Origin of the sequence: Streptacidiphilus sp. MAP12-16, from assembly GCF_041262165.1 — a bacterium.
Lineage (GTDB): Bacteria > Actinomycetota > Actinomycetes > Streptomycetales > Streptomycetaceae > Streptacidiphilus.
Map to the genome: position 1 here is coordinate 1 of NZ_JBGCBY010000026.1, position 21,881 is coordinate 21,881.

General features: G+C 69.8%; 21 protein-coding genes. 12 read left to right on the plus strand and 9 right to left on the minus strand.

All coding sequences use genetic code 11. The features are described from left to right. Both ABIA33_RS28455 and aroA read left to right on the plus strand, forming a co-directional pair. A partial coding sequence (locus ABIA33_RS28455; RefSeq protein WP_370085507.1) for an alpha amylase C-terminal domain-containing protein occupies nucleotides 1-403 on the plus strand: 403 nt, incomplete at its 5' end. Between the two features lie 80 nt (nucleotides 404-483). Continuing rightward, nucleotides 484-1,725, plus strand: coding sequence for a 3-phosphoshikimate 1-carboxyvinyltransferase (gene aroA / locus ABIA33_RS28460; RefSeq protein ID WP_370085509.1), 1,242 nt, complete (start codon nucleotides 484-486; stop codon nucleotides 1,723-1,725). 12 nt (nucleotides 1,726-1,737) lie between these two features. Here the strand turns inward: aroA and ABIA33_RS28465 are convergent, their stop codons facing one another. After that, nucleotides 1,738-2,358 carry a pyridoxamine 5'-phosphate oxidase family protein gene (locus tag ABIA33_RS28465; RefSeq protein WP_370085616.1) on the minus strand — a complete coding sequence of 207 codons (621 nt, stop codon included), beginning with the start codon at nucleotides 2,356-2,358 and terminating at the stop codon, nucleotides 1,738-1,740. A gap of 394 nt (nucleotides 2,359-2,752) precedes the next feature. On the opposite strand from ABIA33_RS28465, the gene ABIA33_RS28470 reads away from it, so the two are divergent. From ABIA33_RS28470 to pyk, 5 genes are all read left to right on the plus strand, one after another. Further along, entirely contained in the window at nucleotides 2,753-4,255 is a 1,503-nt protein-coding gene (locus tag ABIA33_RS28470; RefSeq protein ID WP_370085510.1) for an APC family permease, read from the plus strand. Nucleotides 4,256-4,494: 239 nt separating this feature from the next. Next, nucleotides 4,495-5,466, plus strand: coding sequence for a hypothetical protein (locus ABIA33_RS28475; protein ID WP_370085512.1), 972 nt, complete (start codon nucleotides 4,495-4,497; stop codon nucleotides 5,464-5,466). A gap of 204 nt (nucleotides 5,467-5,670) precedes the next feature. Then, nucleotides 5,671-7,797 (plus strand): phosphate acetyltransferase, encoded by a 2,127-nt coding sequence (gene pta, locus ABIA33_RS28480; RefSeq protein WP_370085513.1) that lies wholly within the window; start codon nucleotides 5,671-5,673, stop codon nucleotides 7,795-7,797. Next, entirely contained in the window at nucleotides 7,794-8,963 is a 1,170-nt protein-coding gene (locus ABIA33_RS28485; RefSeq protein WP_370085514.1) for an acetate kinase, read from the plus strand. Before pta ends, ABIA33_RS28485 begins: the two co-directional genes overlap by 4 nt. Nucleotides 8,964-9,004: 41 nt before the next feature. Further along, nucleotides 9,005-10,444: a pyruvate kinase gene (gene pyk, locus ABIA33_RS28490; RefSeq protein ID WP_370085515.1), complete on the plus strand. Its 1,440-nt coding sequence runs from the start codon at nucleotides 9,005-9,007 to the stop codon at nucleotides 10,442-10,444. Nucleotides 10,445-10,540: 96 nt separating this feature from the next. On the opposite strand, the gene ABIA33_RS28495 is transcribed toward pyk, so the two are convergent. The 4 genes from ABIA33_RS28495 to ABIA33_RS28510 form a co-directional block, all read right to left on the minus strand. Beyond that, nucleotides 10,541-11,920 carry a hypothetical protein gene (locus ABIA33_RS28495; protein WP_370085516.1) on the minus strand — a complete coding sequence of 460 codons (1,380 nt, stop codon included), beginning with the start codon at nucleotides 11,918-11,920 and terminating at the stop codon, nucleotides 10,541-10,543. Then, nucleotides 11,910-12,449 carry a DUF6114 domain-containing protein gene (locus ABIA33_RS28500; RefSeq protein ID WP_370085517.1) on the minus strand — a complete coding sequence of 180 codons (540 nt, stop codon included), beginning with the start codon at nucleotides 12,447-12,449 and terminating at the stop codon, nucleotides 11,910-11,912. Before ABIA33_RS28500 ends, ABIA33_RS28495 begins: the two co-directional genes overlap by 11 nt. A gap of 135 nt (nucleotides 12,450-12,584) precedes the next feature. Beyond that, complete coding sequence (locus ABIA33_RS28505) at nucleotides 12,585-13,211, minus strand: DUF6230 family protein (RefSeq protein WP_370085518.1); 627 nt, start codon at nucleotides 13,209-13,211, stop codon at nucleotides 12,585-12,587. Nucleotides 13,212-13,769: 558 nt separating this feature from the next. Continuing rightward, the gene (locus ABIA33_RS28510; RefSeq protein WP_370085519.1) at nucleotides 13,770-14,753 is read right to left on the minus strand and encodes a tetratricopeptide repeat protein; all 984 of its coding nucleotides are present in this window, start codon (nucleotides 14,751-14,753) and stop codon (nucleotides 13,770-13,772) included. Nucleotides 14,754-15,039: 286 nt separating this feature from the next. Here ABIA33_RS28510 and ABIA33_RS28515 point away from each other — a divergent pair, with 286 nt between their 5' ends. Further along, nucleotides 15,040-15,660 carry a TetR/AcrR family transcriptional regulator gene (locus ABIA33_RS28515; protein ID WP_370085521.1) on the plus strand — a complete coding sequence of 207 codons (621 nt, stop codon included), beginning with the start codon at nucleotides 15,040-15,042 and terminating at the stop codon, nucleotides 15,658-15,660. 33 nt (nucleotides 15,661-15,693) lie between these two features. On the opposite strand, the gene ABIA33_RS28520 is transcribed toward ABIA33_RS28515, so the two are convergent. The 4 genes from ABIA33_RS28520 to ABIA33_RS28535 all read right to left on the minus strand — a co-directional run bounded on the left by ABIA33_RS28520 (nucleotide 15,694) and on the right by ABIA33_RS28535 (nucleotide 18,782). Next, complete coding sequence (locus tag ABIA33_RS28520) at nucleotides 15,694-17,352, minus strand: methylmalonyl-CoA mutase (RefSeq protein ID WP_370085523.1); 1,659 nt, start codon at nucleotides 17,350-17,352, stop codon at nucleotides 15,694-15,696. 140 nt (nucleotides 17,353-17,492) lie between these two features. Further along, a complete protein-coding gene (locus tag ABIA33_RS28525; protein ID WP_370085524.1) occupies nucleotides 17,493-17,834 on the minus strand; it encodes a DUF3817 domain-containing protein in 342 nt (113 codons plus the stop codon). Nucleotides 17,835-17,921: 87 nt separating this feature from the next. Beyond that, nucleotides 17,922-18,452 (minus strand): MarR family winged helix-turn-helix transcriptional regulator, encoded by a 531-nt coding sequence (locus tag ABIA33_RS28530; protein WP_370085525.1) that lies wholly within the window; start codon nucleotides 18,450-18,452, stop codon nucleotides 17,922-17,924. A 21-nt stretch (nucleotides 18,453-18,473) separates the two neighbouring features. Beyond that, nucleotides 18,474-18,782, minus strand: coding sequence for a DUF3817 domain-containing protein (locus tag ABIA33_RS28535; RefSeq protein ID WP_370085527.1), 309 nt, complete (start codon nucleotides 18,780-18,782; stop codon nucleotides 18,474-18,476). Nucleotides 18,783-18,931: 149 nt separating this feature from the next. On the opposite strand from ABIA33_RS28535, the gene ABIA33_RS28540 reads away from it, so the two are divergent. Genes ABIA33_RS28540 through ABIA33_RS28555 form a run of 4 tightly spaced genes read left to right on the plus strand, consistent with a single transcriptional unit; the run spans nucleotide 18,932 to nucleotide 21,847 of the window. After that, nucleotides 18,932-19,708, plus strand: coding sequence for a DUF2127 domain-containing protein (locus tag ABIA33_RS28540; protein WP_370085528.1), 777 nt, complete (start codon nucleotides 18,932-18,934; stop codon nucleotides 19,706-19,708). A gap of 44 nt (nucleotides 19,709-19,752) precedes the next feature. Further along, on the plus strand, nucleotides 19,753-20,391 hold the full coding sequence (locus tag ABIA33_RS28545) for an AIM24 family protein (protein ID WP_370085529.1): 639 nt from the start codon (nucleotides 19,753-19,755) through the stop codon (nucleotides 20,389-20,391). Beyond that, nucleotides 20,391-21,041, plus strand: a complete 651-nt coding sequence (locus tag ABIA33_RS28550) for an AIM24 family protein (protein ID WP_370085530.1) — start codon at nucleotides 20,391-20,393, stop codon at nucleotides 21,039-21,041. The genes ABIA33_RS28545 and ABIA33_RS28550 overlap by 1 nt, the downstream gene beginning before the upstream one ends. Then, the gene (locus ABIA33_RS28555) at nucleotides 21,038-21,847 is read left to right on the plus strand and encodes an AIM24 family protein (RefSeq protein WP_370085532.1); all 810 of its coding nucleotides are present in this window, start codon (nucleotides 21,038-21,040) and stop codon (nucleotides 21,845-21,847) included. Before ABIA33_RS28550 ends, ABIA33_RS28555 begins: the two co-directional genes overlap by 4 nt. The last annotated feature ends 34 nt before the right edge of the window (nucleotides 21,848-21,881 follow it).

Below are 21,881 nucleotides of genomic sequence, written 5' to 3' on the forward strand. Positions count from 1 at the left end.
TAAGGACCTGGTCCGCGACCTGAACCGGCTCTACGTCGACTCGCCGGCGCTGTGGCAGCTCGACACCGAGCCGGCCGGCTTCGCCTGGATCGACGGCGGCGCGGCCGAGGACAACGTGTTCTCCTTTGTCCGCTACGACCGCGAAGGACGTCCACTGGTCGCGATCAGCAACCTGTCCCCCGTGGTCCGCCACGACTACCGGGTCGGCCTGCCCACCGTGCGCGCGGACGTCCGCGACGCACGCTGGCTCGAGATCCTCAACACCGACGCCGAGGTCTACGGCGGCAGCGGCGTGGGCAACCCGGACCCGGTCAAGGCCGACGCCACCCCCTGGAACGGCCGGGACACCAGCGCCGAGCTCATCCTGCCGCCGCTGGCCACCATCTGGCTCACGCCCGCCTGAGCCGAGCAGCACCGCGGTGGCCCGTCCGCTCAGCGGACGGGCCACCGCGGTGGCCGGCGCCCCGCCTAAACTCCTGGGCCATGACCGTCGTCGAGATCCCCGGGTCGAAGTCCATCACCGCCCGCGCCCTGTTCCTGGCCGCTGCCGCCGAGGGCACCACCGTGCTGCGCCGCCCCCTCCGCTCCGACGACAGCGAGGGCTTCGCCGAGGGCCTGCGCACCCTCGGCTACCGCCTCGACCAGCAGCCCGACGCCTGGACGGTCGAAGGCCGCCCCGCCGGGCCCGCGCTCGGCGAGGCCGACGTCTACTGCCGCGACGGCGCGACCACCGCCCGCTTCCTGCCCACCCTCGCCGCCGCCGGACAGGGCACCTTCCGCTTCGACGCCTCCGCCCAGATGCGCCGCCGCCCGCTGGGCCCGCTCACCCGCGCCCTGCGCGAACTCGGCGTCGACCTCACCCACGAGCAGGCCGAGGGCCACCACCCGCTGACCCTCCGCGCCGACGGCATCAAGGGCGGCGCGCTCACCCTGGACGCGGGACTGTCCTCGCAGTTCCTCACCGCGCTGCTCCTCGCCGGGCCGCTGACCTCCGACGGACTCGACATCACCGTCTCGGACCTGGTCTCCGTCCCCTACGTCGAGATGACCCTGGCGATGATGCGGCGCTTCGGCAACGACGCCCGACGCGTCGGCGACACCTTCCACGTCCCGCCGCAGGGGTACCGGGCGACGGACTACCTGATCGAGCCGGACGCCTCCACCGCGAGCTACTTCCTGGCCGCCGCGGCCCTGACTGGACGCAGCGTCACCATCCCCGGCCTGGGCTCGGAATCGCTCCAGGGCGACATCCGGTTCGCGGAGGTACTGCGGGAGATGGGCGCGGAGGTGACCCTGACCCCCGACTCGGTCACCGTCACCGGCCCGGCACGGCTCAGCGGTATCACCGTGAACATGCGGGACATCTCCGACACCGTCCCCACCCTCGCCGCCATCGCGCCCTTCGCGGACGGCCCGGTCCGCATCGAGGACGTCTACAACACCCGCGTCAAGGAGTGCGACCGCCTCGCCGCCTGCGCCGAGAACCTCACGGCCCTCGGTGTCCGGGTCGAGACCGGACGCGACTGGATCGAGATCCACCCCGCCCAGCCGCGCTCGGCACCGATCGCCTGCCACGGCGACCACCGCATCGCCATGTCCTTCAGCATCACCGCGCTGCGCACGGAGGGCGGCGTCACGCTGGACGACCCGGGCTGCGTCCGGAAAACCTTTCCCGGCTTCCACGACGCCCTCGCCGACATGCGCACGACCTGGGGCCTGGACTGACCCTGACCCGCGCTATCCGGCGACCGTGCCCGCTCGCGCGGCGACATGGGCCGGTACGGCGATCCCCGGCGCCAGGGCCGGGTCGGGGACGGGCACGCCCCACGTCGCGGTGAGCGGCAGCTCGCCGGCCCAGAGCCCGAGCGCGGCGTCCGGGCCTTCGCCGTCGTCCGGCGGTCCGGCGCTGATCTTGACGGAGACCTCGTCCAGGTCCAGCGCCAGCAGCGTCGTCGCGGCGAGCTCCTTGCGGTTGGGCTGCCTGGCGTACTCCCACTGGCCCGGGGCGGCCTGCTGGCTCAGGACGCGCAGCCCCTCCAGCTTCTCCTCCTCGCCGGTGACCACCCGGGGCACTCCGTAGACCATGGCGCAGCGGTAGTTGACGCTGTGCTCGAACACGGAGCGGGCCAGCACGAGTCCGTCGACATGGGTGACCGTGACGCACACGGTCGCCTCGGGTGAGGCGACCAGGCTGCGGCTGGCGGCCGAGCCGTGCAGGTACAGGGTGTCGGCGGTGGCGCCGTAGACCGTGGGCACCACCATCGGCACGCCGTCGACCAGCACTCCGAGGTGGCACAGGAATCCCGCGGCGAGCACCGCGTCCAGGTCGAACCTGGCCGTGCGCCCGTTCTCGCGCATCCGCCGGAGCCGGGTCCGCTCGGTGACCGGGAGGTCTGCGCTCTGCGAATGCCGAGCTGATGTTTCAGTCACGTTACCTCTCCAAATCAACGAAATCGGTCGCAATATGCGGATCCTGACATGGAATTCGCAGTTTGGAAAGATCAACTAACGAATTCCGTCAAAGCATTGCCAGCAGCGTGAGTGGACGGGCACCATGTGGCACACATTGACCCCTGTGGTGCCGAGGCGGCGATCCTGCCTCCGGAAACCCACGCGTGTCACTCGCTGTCGCGCCAATCCGCCAAGCACTGCACCACAGCACGCATCCCCCAGCACGTTTCCCGCCCCGAGGGCTCCTCTGCCGCGCGCTCGTGCTCGGCACCCTGCAGGCGGTCCCCGGAGAGGCACCACCTTGAGCAACGTCCCACCAGTCGAGACCAGAACCGGCCTGCGGGCCAATGTTCTCAGTGGCTTCGACACCGTCGTCATGGCCATCGCGGGGAGCGCTCCTGCCTACTCGCTGGCCGCAACAACCGTCACCCTCGCGGGAACGGCAGGACTGATCGGCCCCGCCGCCCTCCTCTGGTGTGCGATACCCATGCTGGGCATCGCCTGGGCCTTCAACTACCTGGGCCGGATCGACGTCAACGCGGGGGCCAGCTACTCCTGGGTCGGCCGCGCACTGCACCCGTCCCTCGGGTTCCTGGCCGGCTGGTCGGTGGTCGCCTCGGCCACCATCTTCATGGTCATCGGCTCGCTGCCCGCAGGCCAGTACACGCTCTCCCTGTTCTCCGACAGCGCGTCAAACAACAAGACACTCTGCATCCTGGTCGGTGCTGCGTGGTTCCTCGCGATGGCGGGTCTGGTCCTGCTCGGCGCACGGATCACCGCCCACGCGCAGTGGATCATGACGGGCATCGAACTGGTCATCCTGACCGTCTTCGGCATCGCCGCGCTGGTGCACGGCGGCACGGCCGCCACGTTCTCCTGGTCCTGGCTCTGGGGTTGGGGGCACTTCGGCGGGAGCGCGGGATTCGCCGCCGCCGCGCTGATCGCCGCGTTCTACTTCTGGGGCTGGGACGTCACCGCCAACCTCAGCGAAGAGACGAGCAACAGCCGTAAGAACTCCGGTTTCGGTGGTCTGATCGGCGTGGTCGCGGTCTTCGCGCTGTTCGAGGTGATCACCATCGCGGTGAACATCGTGGTGTCGCAGACCACGATCGCCGACCCGAACTCGGCGCCGGTGCTGACCATCCTCGGCAACAGTGTCTGGCCGGGTGTCGGCGGCAAGATCATGGTCGTCGCGGTGATGCTGTCGACCATCGCCACCCTGGAGACCACCCTCATCCAGGTCACCCGTTCGCTTTTCGCCATGGGCCGTGACAAGACCGTCCCGGCCGCCTTTGGGAAGTCCCACTCCCGCTGGCAGACGCCCTGGGTCGCCATCGCCGCCGTGGTGGTGGTCTCGCTGGGCCTGTTCGTCGCGTCCAACAACTTCTCCAACGTCAACAAGATCCTCGCCCACGGATTCAACGCCATCGGGCTGCAGATTGCGTTCTACTACTCGCTGGCCGGGCTCGCCGTTGTCGTCGCCTACCGCAAGCTGCTGACCAAGTCCTTGTCGAACCTGTTCTTCATCGGCATCTGGCCGCTGGCAGGTGCCCTGTTCATGGGCTACACCTTCGTGGAGAACCTGACGACCTTGAAGGCCGCCGACATCGAGATCGGCATCGGCGCGCTCGCCCTCGGACTGATCCCGATGATCTGGTACTGGGTCAAGGGCAGCGAGTACTACCGCTCCGGCGCCGTCCGACTCGACGCGACCGCCTCGGACGAGGTCGACGCCCTCTACGGAGAGAGCACCCTGGCGACGAGCAGCTCCGGCCCGAGCGATACCCTCGCCACCGACATCTGACGCAGTCACAACTGCGGCTCGTCACCGGACAACCTAGCGACACCAGCAGCATCCGCGGATGCCGACCCGGTACCACCGGAGTCGGCATCCGCTGGCCGCGTTCCGCGACCTTTCGCGAGCGGAACCTGCTCCAGCACCATGTGCGACACACGGGGGCACCACCAGGGACGAAGTCAGCGCCGACCCCGTTCCCCACTCGACCGAAGCTCTATCGACCCAGCCGAGAAGCGGTCTCTCCCATGGCCAGAGCAAGACGACGCACCACCGCACCACGGTTTGACCCCACGTTCGGGGACCACGCCCTCGCGACCGCCCGTCAGGACCTGATCGTGGGCCGCTGGCAGGGCGCACGGGACCTGCTTCGCGACACCGGGCGCGACTGGGACCGGCGGACCCACCGGATGCGACTGCTCGCGGACACCGCCGCCGGCATCCGCACCGTGGAGACCTGGCAGTCCGCCGATCCCGACAACCCGGACGCCCTGGTCCTCCGCGCCGAGACCGAGGTGATGCGGGTCTTCTCAGCAGTCGCCGAGGCCAACCGCACCGCAGGCGCACCACCGCCGTCCGAGGACAGCCTCGACCGCGCACACCTCGACCGCGCGGCCCGGATCTGCCTCCAGGCCGCGGACAAGAACCCCGCCGACCCGATCCCCTGGGTCTCGCTGATGACTCTGGCCCGGCTCTACGGCCAGAGTCATCCGCATGTCTGGCACTGGTGGCGTGAGCTCCAGGCCCGCGACCCCTACAGCCGCGAGGGCCACCACCAGGTGCTGCGGCACCTCTCCGCCCGCTGGCACGGCTCGCACGGCGAGATGTACAACTTCGCCCGCGACAGCGCCGCCTTCGCGCCGCTCGGCTCGCCCCTCGCCGCGCTCACCCAGGCCGCCCGGGCGGAGCACTACCGGCAGCGGGTCGACATCGAGGGCCCCTCCGCCGTGGGCCTGACCTACCACTGGAACCACGAGGTCGCCGTCCAGGCGCTGCAGACCACCATGCGGCAGTGGATCGCCCACCGCAGCGGCATCGAGTACGCCCAGGACGTCGCCGATCTCAACATGCTGCTGCACGGCCTCATCTTCGCCGGGCTCCACAACGAGGCCCGGGACGTGTTCCGCCAGCTGGGCGACCGCCCCACCCGCGTGCCCTGGTCCTTCTCCGGTGACCCGGAAGGCCTCTTCGACCACTGGCGCGCCCAGCTCGTCGGCTGAACACCCGCCGGCCGACCGGTCGCGGGGAGGGCCGGAAGCGACCCGGAAGGGACCAAGAAGGGACCTTGGTCACTCCTGGGCGCTTCTTCGCCCGCAGGCAGCGGTTCATCCGCGGTGCGAAGGTAGGGTCGTTGAGCGGGTCTGGTCCGCGACATCCGCGCCGGGCCCGTCTCCACTGGCTCAGGCAAGGAACGGAGTGCCCCTGTGGCGCGCAGCGTGTACGTGACCGGGATAGGCCGGGGGGACGGCCGACAGGCGGTCGAGCTGGGAGTCATGGAGCTGCTGACCCGCCAGGTCGACCGGGTCGGGGTCTTCCGTCCGCTGATGCACACGCACACCGACCACGTGGTGGAGCTGCTCCGCGGTCGGTACCGGATCGACCTGCCGCGCGAGCAGATGTACGGCCTCAGCTACGACGACGCAGCCGCTCTGCAGGCCGAGCGCGGCCAGGACGAGCTGGTGGGCATGCTCGTGGACCGCTTCCGGGAGCTGGAGCGCCAGTGCCAGGCGGTGCTGGTGCTCGGCACCGACTTCGCCGGCACCAACATCCCCGACGAGCTCGCGGTCAACGCCCGTCTCGCCAACGAGTTCGGGGCCCTGGTGCTGCCCGTCGTCGGCGGGCACAAGGAGACCGCCGACGCCGTCGTCGCCGAGGTACGGAACGCCCATCGGGCCTACTCCGACCTTGGCTGCAGCATCCTCGCCATGATCGCCAACCGGGTCGCAGGCAGGGACAAGCAGGAGGTGTCCCGGCGCCTGGCAGTACGCCCGGACGTCCCCGTGTACGTCATTCCCGACGAGCCGGCCCTGTCCGCTCCCACCGTGGCCCAGGTGGTCGAGACGACCTGTGCCGAGGTACTCCTCGGCGACGCCTCGGGCCTGGCCCGGGACGTCCGCCGATTCGTCTTCGGCGGAGCGATGTTGCCCAACTTCCTCGGCGCGCTCTCCGAGGGCTCCATGGTGATCACCCCCGGCGACCGTGCCGACCTGCTCATCGGCTCCCTGGCGGCCCACGCCGCGGGCTCCCCGCCGATCGCCGGAGTGCTGCTGACGATGGGTCAGACACCGGGTGACGACGTGATGCGGCTGGCCTCGCGACTCGCCCCCGGCACCCCCGTCGCCGTCGTCGCCGAGGGCAGCTTTCCGATCGCGACCGGACTCTCCACCCTCGAAGGCAAGCTCACCGCTGCCAGCCCCCGCAAGGCCGAGACCGCGCTGGGCCTGTTCGAGCTGCACGTGGACACCGCCGAACTGACCAGCCGGATCGAGCTCAGCCGCTCGGAGCGGGTCACCCCGATGATGTTCGAGCACGAGCTGCTGGAGCGGGCACGAGGCTCAACTCTGAGGGAGGTCGTGCTACCCGAGGGCACCGAGGAGCGGATACTGCGGGCGGCCGAGGTGCTGCTGCGCCGCAATGTCTGCCACCTCACCCTGCTCGGTCCCGAGGACACCGTCCGCAAGCGCGTCGCCGAGCTGGGCCTCGACCTCGGTCTGGACCGGACCGAGGTGTCCGGCCACGCCCGGGCGCGCATCATCGACCCGGCCACCTCCCCGCTGCGCGACCGCTTCGCCGAGCTCTACGCCGAGATCCGCAGGCACCGGGGCATGACCCTGGAAGCCGCCCACGACGTGGTCACCGACGTCAGCTACTTCGGCACCCTGATGGTCCAGGAGGGCCTGGCGGACGGCATGGTCAGCGGCGCGGTCCACTCCACGGCCGCGACCATCCGCCCGGCCTTCGAGATCATCAAGACCTCGCCGGGCGCCGCGATCGTCTCCTCTGTCTTCTTCATGTGCCTCGCCGACCGGGTCCTGGTCTACGGGGACTGTGCCGTCAACCCCGATCCGGACGCGGAGCAACTCGCCGACATCGCCATCCAGTCGGCCGACACGGCCGCCCGGTTCGGCGTCGAACCCCGGATCGCCCTGCTCTCGTACTCCACCGGCACCTCAGGCAGCGGCGTGGACGTGGACAAGGTCCGCAAGGCCACCGAGCTGGTACGCCAGCTCCGTCCCGACCTGCTGGTCGACGGCCCGATCCAGTACGACGCGGCGGTGGAGCCCGAGGTTGCCGCGACCAAGCTGCCGGGCTCGTCGGTGGCCGGGCGGGCGACCGTGCTGGTCTTCCCCGACCTGAACACCGGCAACAACACCTACAAGGCAGTCCAGCGCTCGGCGGGCGCGATCGCCGTGGGGCCCGTGCTGCAGGGTCTCCGCAAACCCGTCAACGACCTGTCCCGCGGGGCCCTGGTCCAGGACATCGTCAACACCGTCGCCATCACCGCCATCCAGGCCCAGCAGGCCGCCGCAGCCGAGGAGCAGTCGTCGTGACCGACGCCACCCGGATCCTCGTCCTCAACTCCGGTTCCTCCTCGGTCAAGTTCCAGCTGATCGACATGGCCGACGGCCGGCGGCTCGCCGCCGGCCTGGTGGAGCGCATCGGCGAGCGCGCGGACTGCCCCGACCATGCCGCCGCGATCAACTCGGTCGCCGACCAGCTGGCCGCCGCCGGCCTCGGCCTCGACTCCCCGCTGCTCGCCGCCATCGGCCATCGCGCCGTCCACGGCGGCACCCGTTTCACCGCGCCCACGCTCATCACCGACGAGGTCGTGGACGCCATGCGCGAGCTCGTCCCGCTCGCGCCGCTGCACAACCCCGCCAACATCACCGGTATCGAAGCGACCCGCAAACTGCGGCCCGACCTGCCGCAGGTCGCGGTCTTCGACACCGCCTTCCACGCCACCATGCCGGAGCGCGCCGCCCGCTACGCCATCGACACGGCCACAGCGGACCGCTACTCCATCCGCCGTTACGGCTTCCACGGCACATCCCATCAGTACGTCTCCCGGCGCGTCGCCCAACTCCTGGGAAAGTCACCCGAATCGGTGAATGTGATCGTGCTGCACCTGGGCAACGGCGCCAGCGCCTCGGCCGTCGCCGGCGGGCGCTGCGTGGACACCTCGATGGGCATGACACCGCTGGAGGGCCTGGTCATGGGCACCCGATCGGGCGACCTCGACCCGGCGATCCTGCTGCACCTGCACCGCGTCGGCGGGCTCACCATGGACGAGATCGACGACCTGCTGAATCGCCGCAGCGGCCTGAAGGGCCTGTCCGGCGACAACGACATGCGCGAGATCGTCCGCCGTATCGGCGAGGGGGACGAGACCGCGAAACTGGCCTTCGACGTCTACATCCACCGCCTGCGCAAGTACGTGGGCGGGTACTACGCCGTGCTCGGCCGGGTCGACGCCATCGCCTTCACGGCCGGGGTCGGCGAGAACGCCGTACCGGTCCGCGAGGCCGCGCTCACCGGGTTGGAGGCCCTGGGCATCGAGCTCGACCCGACCCTCAACGCGGTGCCCTCCGCCGAGCCCCGGCTGATCTCGTCCGCCGGCTCGCGCGTCGCGGTCGCCGTGGTCCCCACCGACGAGGAGCTGGAGATCGCCCAGCAGACGTTCACCGTTGTTCGCCGGGCATTCAGCGGGGCGATTTGATCGAAAATGCACCCGAAAGGCGACCCGATAGAATGACCCATATGCGCCGAGCCAAGATCGTCTGCACCCTGGGTCCCGCGACGGACAACTTCGAACAGTTGAAAGCTCTGATCGAAGCTGGAATGAACGTCGCCCGTCTGAACATGAGTCACGGCGTCCACGCCGACCACGAGGAGCGCTATCGCAATGTGCGCGCCGCCTCGGAGGCGACCGGACGCGCCGTCGGAGTCCTCGCCGACCTGCAAGGCCCCAAGATCCGTCTGGCCACCTTCGCCGACGGACCGGTGACCGTGGAGAACGGTGACACCTTCACCATCACCACCGAGAACGTCCCCGGTGACCAGCACATCTGCGGTACCACCTACAAGGGCCTGCCCGGCGACGTGAAGCCGGGCGACCCGATCCTGATCAACGACGGCGTGATCGCCCTGGAGGTCGTCAGCGTCGACGGCCCCCGCGTGGTGACCCGCGTCGTCGAGGGCGGTGTGCTCTCCAACAACAAGGGCATCAACCTGCCCGGAGCCGCTGTCAACGTCCCCGCCCTGTCCGAGAAGGACAAGGAGGACCTGCGCTTCTCGCTGCTCCTCGGCGTGGACATGGTCGCGCTGTCCTTCGTCCGCAACGCCGCCGACATCGACGACGTGCACCAGGTGATGGACGAGGTGGGCATCCGCGTCCCGGTCATCGCCAAGGTCGAGAAGCCGCAGGCGGTCGAGGCCATGGAGGAGATCGTCCTCGCCTTCGACGCCGTCATGGTCGCCCGTGGTGACCTCGCCGTGGAGTACCCGCTGGAGCGGGTGCCGCTGGTGCAGAAGCGTCTGATCACGCTCTGCCGCCGGAACGCCAAGCCGGTCATCGTCGCCACCCAGATGATGGAGTCGATGATCACCGCCTCGCGCCCCACCCGCGCCGAGGCGTCCGACTGCGCCAACGCCATCCTGGACGGCGCGGACGCGGTCATGCTGTCCGCGGAGTCCAGCGTCGGCAAGTACCCGATCGAGACCGTGCAGACCATGTCGCGGATCATCGAGGCGGCCGAGGAGGAGCTGCTGTCGCAGGGCCTGCAGCCGCTGAACCCGGGCCGCAAGCCGCGTACCCAGGGCGGGTCGGTCGCCCGCGCCGCCTGCGAGCTGGGCGACTTCCTGGGTGCAAAGGCACTGGTGGCCTTCACCAAGTCCGGTGACACCGCGCGGCGGCTGTCCCGCTACCGCTCGCCGATCCCGGTGCTGGCCTTCACCCCGGACACGGCCACGCGCAACCAGTTGGCCCTGAGCTGGGGCGTCGATGCCTATGTGACCCCGCAGGTCGGCACGACCGACGCGATGGTCGACCAGGTCGACGACGCGGTGTACCAGCTGGGCCGCTACGCCACCGGTGACACGCTGATCGTCACCGCCGGGTCGCCCCCCGGCGTGGCCGGCACCACCAACATGCTCCGGGTGCACCACCTGGGCGAGATCACCGACGGAAGCCAGAGCTGACCCGTCCGCAGGAGCCGCGGAAGCCGCACCAGCTGAAGCACGACGGAGGGCCTGTCCGATTCGTTCGGACAGGCCCTTTCTCCGTGCCGCCCCGGGTCAGGCCAGCGGCGTGTAGTACAGGTGCATGCCGGGGATGGTCAGGTTCCCGCCGAACTGTCCGGTCTGCACCGCGGTCGCGTCGTTGAACACCAGGGTCAGCGGGATCGGCACCGCGCCGATCAGGTTGTACAGCCACTGCGGCAGCGTGTCCGGAGTCAGCGTCAGATTGACGTTCAGCCAGGCGAGCGGGATGCCCTCGGCCGCGGCGAGCGTGCCGGACAGGCTGGTCACGTACATCGTCACGGTTCCGCCGCGCATCGTCGACCTGGTACTGGGGCCGCCCTGGACGTGCAGTCGCTGGCCGTTCTGCTTGACCGACATGTCGAGGTTGTCGATGTTGACCTGTTCGGCTGTGAACTTCAGTACCCGGACGTCGCCGCCGGCCGTGTGCACGGTGACCACGCCGTGGAACTCGGTGTTGATCAGCTCCAGCCGGCTGGTCTTGAGCGTCCATGGGTCGGCGGGCATCTCACCCGGGGTCACCGAGGTGTCGAGCGGGGCGGCCAGGTGGCTGATGTTGCAGGTCTTGTTCGCCGCGGCGGCGGGAGACGTGGAGGACGCCGTCGGCGTCGGCGTCTTGGCCGTTGCGGTCGGCGACGGCGTGGCGCTGGGTGAGGCGCTCGACGAAGCCGAAGGAGTCGGCGTGGCGGACGGTGCCTTGGTTGTGCTTGGCTTCGGCGCAGTGGTGGCGGCAGCCGGGACGGCCAGCGCGGCCGCACGGTGAGCGGCCGGAGTGGCACTGGCCGAGGCGCTGGCGGTCGGCGAGGCGGTGGGGGTCGGCGAGGCCGTGGCGGCGTCGATGCCGAGGAGGCCGCCGAGGCCGTTCAGCACGCCCTGGAGCGGATTCGTCGGGGTGGGTGAGGTGGTGGGCGCGGGGGTGGTCGGCGCGCTGCTCGCGGTCGGCGCGGGCGCGGAGGACGACGCCCCACCGTTGCCCGGGCTGCTGGAGGCGGGGGTGCTGGCTGCGGGCGGCGATCCGACCGATCGCGGTGCCGCGACCGTCCCGCTCGTGGCGGAGCCGGCCTTGGCCGAACCCGCCTTGCTCGTACCGGACTTGGCCGTGCCTGTCTTGCCGGTGCCGCTGCTCGTGCTCGCCGTGGGAGTCGCGGACGTCTTGGTGCAGTCGCTGCCCTGCGCGGCGGCGGCCGAGGTGCCGCTCGAGACCGGCACCGCCCTGGTGTCCGCCGCGAAGGCGAACTTGGGTGCGATCGACCCCATCAGCAGGGCCGTCGGCATCGCCGTCAGCGCGAGCACCCGGCCGACCGGGAGCTGCATCCGGCCCCGGACGGTACGGCGCGGGGCCGCGTGCCGGGCCCCGGCGCCCCGGGCGGGCGGCTGCTCCTCGTCCGGCAGGGCGCCGTTGGCGTCACTCGCCACTGTGCTCTCCCTCGTGCGGATCCAGCAGTTGGTTCAGCTTCGTCTCCGGCTCCGGATCGGCCTGCACCGCCGTCTCCGTCTCCGGCTCCGCGTCGGTGTCCGCGACGGCCTCCGCCTTGGGCTGCTTCAACGGCGCCCAGGAGCACACCAGCGCGCCACCGAGCAGTCCGGGAAGCAGGCCGAGGCCAAAGCCGCCGAGGTTGGACATCGGGATGGACACCAGCGCCAGCACGATCGACGCGATTCCCGCGAAGATCCGGATCAGCGGCTGGAACCAGACCGAGATCCCCAGGGCGATCAGCAGCAGTCCGATGACCAGTGATCCGGCGCCGGCCGTGGTCGCCAGGTGGATGCTCAGCGCACCCACGTTGAGGTCCGCGTACGGGAAGTACAGAATCGGCAGTCCGGCCAGGAGGATCAGCAGACCGCCCCAGAAGGGACGGGTGCGGCGCCAGTTCCGGAACGCTCGGCGGACCTTGCTGAAGCCGTTGCCGGGCTCGGGCCGCGCCTGCGCGGTCGCGCTCGTCACGTGGCAGCTCCCTGAGGGGTATCAATGGGTGGAGAACACAGCGGGGAGGGACCTTGGCCCCTCCCCGCCGCGGTGATGGAACAGTTGATCCATCTGTATCCGTCGAGGGTCAGCGGTGGGCCGACCGTGTCGGGATCAGAAGCACTCGTGGACGCCCGACGCCAGGTTCAGGTGCATCCCGTTGAGCGAGAAGGTGCCGGCCGAGGTGGCCCACGCCGTCTGCTGAACCCCGGTCAGGTCGGCCGAGTCGGCCTCCTGGGCGAAGCCGGTGCCGTCGCCGACGGCGTCGGTCGGGTTGACCGGACCCTTGGTGATCCCGCCGGTGGCGACACCGATGTTGATGTTGTTGAAGGTCGCCGTGGTGGCCTTCAGGTCGGTCATGTCGATGAACAGCTTGGTGGCCGTGACCGGGTGCGCCGGGTCCTGGCCGGCGTTGATGGTCAGCGTGTAGTTGCCGAGCGGCGTCGGGACGACCACCGACTGGCACAGGTTGTGGATGGTGGCGGCGTTGAAGCCGGACACCGCCACCGGAACCACGCCGGTGTGAGCCTTCGAGTCGTGGAAGTCCACGCTGCCGTACTGGGTGAAGCCGTCACCGTGGAGGCTGTCGGCCGACACCTTGAACTGCTGGCCCGAGATGCTGAACGACGCCGCGAGGGCGCCCTGGGCAACGCTGACGCCGACTGCCGCGGTAAGGGCGACGGTTGGAACCATGACGACGGCGAACCGCTTCCAGCGGGTCTTGCCGAAAGTCTGAGACATAAACGAGATCCTCCTTCTCGGACGTGCATCTCCGGCCTGCCCCGCTTGGGCCCTGGCCTGGGATGGGGAGAAGAGCTACGTCCTCGGGAAGGGGAGCGCAGGCTGCGAGCAGCAGCATCGGCGATCACCCCCGAGCGACAACCACCGGCCGTGCTGGGTGCGCGGCCGTGAGAGAACAGGCTCCGCCGGGGAAGGCGAAGACCCCCCTGTCCTCAAGGAGCCGGACTGCCGACCCCTGCCCGGTGGGGATTCCATGCCCGCCCCTCCGACTGGCTGCCGGAGCTACGGAAACGGACCGAGCGAGCCCGATCGTGGTCCAAACCGGCGCGCTGCACAAGTACTTCATTACTGGCGAGTAAGGAGCGGGTGAACTGAATCGCTCGCGTGATCGAAGGGCGATTCACTACGAGTGACCATGTGGCCGTCGCGCACCTGGGCATAGGTGACGAAACATGGAATTAACAGGCGAAGGTGGCCACCGAGGGTGACCACCTTCGCCGAATGTCAAGATTTGATAAATCCAGGAGCCCTCGGTGCCTTTGTCGTCAAATCGTCAGGTCAGAACAGCTTGCGAGCAAGCGCCCCGCGTGCCTTGACCACGCGCGGATCCTCCGCTCCGATGACGTCGAAGAGACCCAGCAGATGCGTGCGCACCTGGTCCCTCGCCTCGCCCGCCGTTCGTCCGACCGCGTCGACCAGGCGCGCGAAGGCGTCCTCCACATGGCCGCCGACCAGGTCCAGGTCCGCCGCGGCCAGCTGCGCGGCCACGTCGGTGGGCTGTTCCGCGGCCGCCGCTCGCACGGCCTGCGGGTCCAGTCCCTTCACTCGCTGCAACAGCTCCGCCTGGGCGAGGCCGAGCTTCGCCTCGACGTTGCCGGGCCGGTCGGCGAGCACGTTGCGGTATGCCTGCACCGCACCGCCGAGATCGCCGCGGTCCAGCGCCTCGTGCGCGGCGGACAGGGCCGGGTCCGAAGGCTCGGGCGCAGCGGCCGCGGCCGGGGCTCCGGAACCGGAGCGCACGCCGACCTCGCCGACGATGCCGAAACGCTGCTCGGCCACGGTGATCAACTGGTCGAGCAGCTGCCTGACCTCGGCTTCCGCCGCCGGACCCTCGAACAGCGGAACCAGTTGTCCGGCGACGACCGCGAGCACGGTCGGCAGGTCGCGGATCTGGAGCTGGCGGGCCAGGGTCTGGCTGTTCCTGATGTCGACCCGGGCGAGGACGAAGCGGCCGTCGTACTCCTCGGCGAGCTTCTCCAGCACCGGGTTGAGCTCCTCGGCGGGGGCATAGCCCTCGGCCCAGAAGCTCAGCACTACCGGCACCTCGGCCGACAGCGGGACCACCTGGTCCTCGAACTCGCTCTCGCTGACGTCGAATACCAGCGGGCCCGCGGACGGCGCGGCCTCGCCGTCGCCCCCCGACGCCTGGGCCTGACGGGCGCGGGCGGCACGGGCCTGCTCCGCCTTCTGGGCGGCCTCCGCCGCCGCCTTCACCGCGGCGAGGTCGACCGCGCCGCGCATGGACATGTTCCGTGGCTGCATGGCTCTATCCTCCCCCGTCCGCGCGCTCCGGTGTGAATCCGCCGGGAACGCGGTCCCCATGTTCGTGGAGTCCTCGGCCGACGGTGTGGTGCGGTGCGCGGATCCCCATCCGCGCGGCAGCGTGGTTGTCACTCTTTCGCTACGAGTCGTAGCGTATATGCCCGCAGTCACCGCTCGCACACGTTCCAGGACGTGAAGTGCGCCACTCCTGGCGTCACCGCTCTTCACGCGCTCCGGGCCGCCATGGGTAACCTCCGTTAACCTCTCCGACACACCAGGGACCTCAGTGACCGATATATCCGCCCCGCGCAAGGGCCGCCCGCGCAGCGCCGACGCGGACCAGGCGATCCTCGCCGCCACCCGCGCGGCCCTGGCGGAGCACGGGTGGGGCGGGCTGACCATGGGGGACGTCGCCACCCGCGCCGGGGTCGCCAAGACCACCCTCTACAGGCGCTGGCCCTCCAAGAACGAACTCGTCGTGGACGCCGTGGCGATCCTCTTCGACGAGTTGGAGATCGCCGACCTGGGCAGCCTCCGCGCCGACATCGAGGCCGTGGTCAGCCAGTTCGCGGACCTGCTGGCACAGCCGGAGAGCCAGGCCGCGCTGCTCGCGCTGTTCGCCGAGAGCTGCCGCGATCCAGCGCTGCGGCGCCGGGTCCGCGACGCGATCATCGATCCGCAGAAGCGCCTGGTGCACCAGGGCCGGGCCGCTGCCCAGGCGCGCGGCGAGCTGCCCCCGGACCTGGATCCGGCCGAGGCCCGCGCGGACGTCGACATCATCTTCGACACCATCGCCGGGACGGTCGAGCACCGGATGCTGATCAGCGGCGAGCCCGCGTCCCCGGAGTGGATCAGCCGCTTCACCACCCTGCTGCTGGCGCCGCTGACAGCCCTTCACATCCAGTAGGACTCGGACGACCGGCACTGGTGGGCGTCGGTGTCAGAACCCCGCGGGCTCCGTATAGGTGCCCCACTCCGCCCGCAGGACGTCGCAGATCTCGCCGAGCGTGGCCTCCGCGCGTACCGCGTCCAGCATCGGGGGCAGCATGTTCGCGCCCTCCCGCGCCGCCGTCAGCATCGCGTCGAGGCCCGCCTTCACCGCCGCCTCGTCACGCCCCGCTCTGCGCGCCGCCAGGACCTGCACCTGCTCCCATTCGACCTCGTGGCTGACCCGCAGGATCTCCAGCGCCGGGGTGACGCTGCCGGTGTGGCAGTTGACCCCGACGACCCGCTTCTCGCCCTTCTCCACGGCCGTCTGGTAGGCGAACGCCGCATCAGCGATCTCTCCGGTGAACCAGCCGTTCTCGATCCCGCGCAGGATGCCCGCGGTCATCGGACCGACCGGATGCCCCGGCGCGCCCATACCGGCGATCTTCTCGAAGATCGCCTCCGCCTGCGCCTCGATCCGGTCGGTCAGCGCCTCCACATACCAGGAGCCGCCCAGCGGGTCCGCGACGCTCGCCACGCCGGTCTCCTCCAGCAGCACCTGCTGCGTGCGCAGGGCGATCTCCGCCGCCTGCGCCGAGGGCAGCGCCAGCGTCTCGTCCAGGGCGTTGGTGTGCAGCGAGTTGGTGCCTCCGAGCACCGCCGACAGTGCCTCGACCGCGGTGCGTACCACGTTGTTGTAGGGCTGCTGCGCAGTGAGCGAGACACCGGCTGTCTGGGTGTGGAACCGCAGCGACTGCGCCTTCTCCGTCCGCGCGCCGTAGCGGTCGCGCAGCCACCGCGCCCAGATCCGGCGCGCGGCGCGGAACTTGGCGATCTCCTCGAAGAAGTCCAGATGCGCGTCGAAGAAGAACGAGAGGCCCGGCGCGAACACGTCCACGTCCAGGCCCCGGGAGAGCCCCAGTTCCACGTACGCGAAGCCGTCCGCCAGGGTGAACGCCAACTCCTGCGCGGCCGTCGAACCGGCCTCGCGGATGTGGTAGCCGGACACCGACAGCGGCTTGTAGTCCGGGATGTGCTCCGCGCAGTACTCCATCAGGTCGCCGATCAGGCGCAGATGCGGCTCGGGAGCGAACAGCCACTCCTTCTGCGCGATGTACTCCTTGAAGATGTCGGTCTGCAGCGTCCCGTTCAGCGTGCCCGGGTCCACGCCCTGCCGCTCCGCCGCGACCAGGTACATGCAGAACACCGGCACGGCCGGTCCGGAGATGGTCATCGACGTGGTGACCTCGCCCAGCGGCAGTCCGCCGAACAGCACCTCCATGTCGGCGGCCGAGTCGACGGCGACGCCGCAGTGGCCGACCTCCCCGAGTGCCCTGGGGTCGTCCGAGTCGCGTCCCATCAGGGTCGGCATGTCGAAGGCGACCGACAGGCCGCCCCCGCCGGCGCCCAGGATCATGCGGTAGCGCTCGTTGGTCTGCCGGGCGTTGCCGAAGCCCGCGAACTGGCGGATGGTCCAGGCCCGGCCCCGGTAGCCGGTGGAGTACAGGCCGCGGGTGAACGGGAACTCCCCCGGCCAGCCGATCCGCTCCGGGGCCTCGCCCTGGGCGGGCCCGTACACCGGTTCGACGGGGTCGCCGCTGAGCGTCGTGAAGTCCGCGTCACGCTTGCCCGCCGCGTCGTACCGTCGCTGCCAGCGCTCACGTGCGTCCATCGGTCGACCCCGCGTTCCACGAGAGAGAAGTACCAGGATGTCCTGCCAATTTACTCGGACGTCCTAGTAGATGTCGACGGCGACGCGCACGCCGAAGGGGCGCGCCTCCGCCAGGAAGCGCGCCCCTCGAAAGCCAGAAATCAGGCGCTGACCAGCGCCTTCGCCTCGTCCTCGGCGAGCTGGGCGCGGATACCCGCCATCACTTTGCGCTCGACGATGAAGGAGCAGGTCGGGATGGTGCCGGCGAGGATCACCCAGGCCATTTTGCCCATCGGCCAGCCCAGCTTGTTGCCGAGCGTGAAAGCCACGACCGCGTAGGCCATGAACGCCCAGCCGTGGATCGTACCGACCACGGCCACCGCGACCTGGCCGACGCCGAAGCCGTACCAGGCGATGCACGAGGCGCACAGCAGCAGGAGCCCGACACCGGTCACGTACGCCAGCACCCGGTAGGCGGTCAGCAGAGGATTCGACTTGTTCACGGCACGAGACTAGCCGCCCATATGTGGATCACTCACACCACCCCGGACTCGAGCACCGGACTCGAGCACCGGACTCGAGCACCGGACTCAGGCCTCGGGTTCCGTTCCGGGTTCCTCGACGAAGTCGCCCGCCGCCACCCGCAGCGGCCGCAGCACCTCGAACAGCTCGCGGCAGCCGGCCTCGTCGTAGCCGCCGAGGCCGAAATCCATGGCGACCAGGTCCCCGGTCGCGTCCTCGACGACCCTGCGCCCCTGCGCGGTGATCGCCGCGAGCACGCCCCGCCCGTCCAGCGGATTCGGCCGCCGCGCCACCAGACCGGCCCGCTCCAGGCGGTCCACCGTGTTGGTGACGCTCGTCGGATGCACCATCAGCCGCTCGCCGATCTTCGACAGCGGCAACTCCCCCGCCTTGCTGAAGGTGAGCAGCACCAGCGCCTCATAGCGGGCGAAGGTCAGCCCGTACGGCTTCAGCACCGCGTCCACCTGCGCCAGCAGGATCTGCTGCGCCCGCATGACCGAGGTGATCGCCGCCATCGAGGGCACAGCACCCCAGCGCCGCGTCCACAGCTCGTCGGCGCGCGCGATGGGGTCGAAGGAGAGGCTCAGCGGCTTGGGCACAGCCTTACCGTACCGGCCGGGTCAGGCCGGTACCGCGATGCCCTCCTGCTCCTCCCGGGCCAGCAGGCGCTCCGCGTAGAAGCCGCCGAAGGGGATCACCGAGAGCAGCAGGACCCATGACGCGTGCTTCACCGTCCACGGCTGCTTGCGCCAGGAGTCCAGCGCGAAGATCACGTACAGAATGAAGAGGATGCCGTGCACCATGCCCATCACCGGCACCGCGTCGAAGGACGTCGTGCGCTTCAGCACCGAGCAGACCAACAGCAGGACGAAGGACACTCCTTCCGGCATGGACACCAGACGCAGGCGGTGGACGGCACTGTTCTTCACGGAGAACCCCTCATGGCACGCAACGACGACGACACCCCAGTATCACCGACTCCGCAGGCACTTACCGACACGGGGTCGGGAACCGGAACGCTATTCTGCACGCCATCAACCATGACGACCGATCACGAAGGCCACCGGGGGCGACTCAAATGAAGTGGGACTGGGACCGGCGCACCTGTTCGCGACGCGGGCACATCACTTACGCGCCGACCGAGCCGCATCTGAACGAGCGGCTGCGCGCGCAGACCGCCCTCGGCGAGGCCTGGCGCTGCCTGCGCTGCGGCGATTTCGCCCTGGGCGAGCCGCACGGCAGCGGCAAGGCGGAGAACGCCCCTTATGTCCCTCGCGGCAAGGCCCTGCGCGACCTCTTCATCCTGCGTTTCCTCGCCGTCGAACGGATGGTCCGCGGCATCTTCATCATCCTGGTGGCCGTGGCCATCTGGAAGTTCAGCAACAGCCAGACGTCGGTCCAGCAGTTCTTCGACAGCAATCTGACGCTCTTCCAGCCGATCGCCGCGCACTTCCACTACGACCTGAACAACTCGCCGATCGTGGGCAGCATCCAAAAGACCTTCAGCTACAAGCACTCCACGCTGGCCATCACCGCCGCCGCACTGCTCGCGTACGCGCTGATCGAGATCGTCGAGGCGTTCGGCCTCTGGGCCGCCAAGCGCTGGGCCGAGTACCTGACCGTCGTCGCCACCGCCGCCTTCCTCCCGCTCGAGGTCTACGAGCTGACCCACAAGATCAGCTACTTCAAGATCGGCACGCTGGTCCTCAACGTCCTGGCGGTGCTCTACATCCTGCTCGCCAAGCGGCTGTTCGGGCTGCGCGGCGGCGCGGCCGCCGTCGAGGCCGAGGGCCACAGCGCATCGCTCATCGAGGTCGAGACCTCCGCCGGGACGCCCGCCCCGACCCGTACCTGAGGGGGCACTTTCCGCATCGCGGCCACGCCCACTACCTTGTGGGCGTGGCTCAGTTTCGAATGCAGGGCTCACGAGTGCTCGCGGTGGATCTCTCCGGCGACGTCGTGAAGGCCCGGAACGGCTCGATGGTCGCGTACGACGGCCAGATGACCTTCAAGCGGATGTCGGGTGGTGGTGAGGGCCTGCGCGGCATGGTCACCCGCCGGATCACCGGCGAGAAGATGACCGTGATGGAGGTTCAGGGGCAGGGCACCTGCTGGTTCGCCGAGCGGGCGGCCGAGATCAACCTGGTGCGCCTTGCCGGCGAGCGCCTGCACGTCGAAGCGAGCAACCTGCTCTGCACCGAGGCGACGCTGCGTACCGGCACCGAGTTCACCGGCCTGCGCGGCGCCTCCGAGGGGCACGGCCTCTTCACCACCAAGGTCGAGGGGAACGGCTGGGCCGCGATCACCTCCGCCGGCCCGGCGGTCGTCCTCAGGGTCGCCCCCGGCCTGCCGCTGCGGGTGGACCCAGGTGCCTACGTCGCCCACACCGGCAACCTCCAGCAGCGGTTCCGAACCGACGTCACCTGGCGTGCGGCCCTTGGCGAGAGCGGCGGGGAGAGCTTCCAGATCGAGTTCGAGGGGGACGGCCTGGTCTACGTCCAGCCCTCCGAGCGCGTCACCGTCGCGGGGGACTTCTGATGGCCTTCACCCAGATCAACGGCAAGATGATCGAGGCTCCGATCCTCCCGGGCCAGCGCCTCTTCAGCCAGCGCGGCGCGATGCTCGCCTACCGCGGCGAGGTGACCTTCACTCCCAACCTGATGGGCGGTCAGGGCGGCATCGGCTCCATGCTGGGCCGACGCCTCGCCAACGAGGACACGCCCCTGATGACGATCGAGGGCAACGGGACCGTGATGTTCGGCCACGGCGGCCACCACACCCACCTGATCAGCCTCAGCGGCGAGACCCTCTACGTCGAGGCGGACCGGCTCCTGGTCTTCGACGGCACGCTCCAGCAGTCGACCATGTTCATGGGCTCGCAGGGCGGCGTCCGCGGCATCATCCGGGGCCAGGCCACCGGACAAGGGCTGTTCACCACCACCCTCACCGGCCACGGCTCGGCCGCCGTCCTCGCCCACGGCGGGGTCTTCGAGCTGCCGATCACCCCCCAGCACCCGGTCCACGTCGACCCGCAGGCCTATGTGGCGCACCGCGGGGAGGTCCAGAGCAAGGTCAGTGCGGCCATCGGCTGGCGCGACGTGATCGGCCGGGGATCCGGCGAGGCGTTCCAGCTCGAACTGACCGGCAACGGCACGGTGTACGTCCAGGCCAGCGAGGAGAAGCTGTGAGCACGCCCTATCCGCCCCAGGGGCCCGTCGTCCACGACCCCTCCACCCTGCCGGTGGACGACAACGTCAATCCCTACGCCTTCTCGGTACGCCTCAACGGCCGCTGGTTCCTCCAGAAGGGCAAGATGGTTGCCTACTACGGCAACATCGCCTTCCACCCCATCGGTTACGGCGCGCTCGACTCCCTCATCTCCACCAGCTTCCACTCCCCCACCCACGCCGCCGACTGGGTCGTCGCCGAGGGACAGGGCCACATGATCCTGGCGGACCGTGCGTACGACGTGAACTCCTACGACCTGGAGGAGGGAAACCTCACCGTCCGCTCCGGCAACCTCCTCGCGTTCGCGCCCTCGCTCGCGCTCAAGCAGTCGATCATCCCAGGTTTTCTGACCCTGATCGGCACCGGCAAGTTCGTCGCCGCGTCCAACGGGCCCGTCCACTTCGTGGAGCCACCCGTTCGGGTGGACCCGCAGGCCCTGGTCGGCTGGGCGGACTGCCCCTCTCCCTGCCACCACTACGACCACAGCTACATGCGCGGGGTCCTCGGCGGGCTGCGCCGGCTCACCGGCATCGGCGGGGCCTCCGGTGAGGAGCACCAGTTCGAGTTCGTGGGGGCGGGCCAGGTGCTGCTCCAGTCCACGGAGGTGCTGATGGCCGAGCGGGCGACCGGCATGGTCGCGGACGAACCCGGCATCCCGGGCGGCGGCATGCCACGCCAGGGCGGATCGCCGCAGCCCCAGGTGAACATCCCGGGCCTGGGCAACCTGGGCAATTTGGGCAATCTCGGGCGCCAGTTCGGTTTGTAAACTCGTCAAACATTCAACTTCAGTGGGTATCATG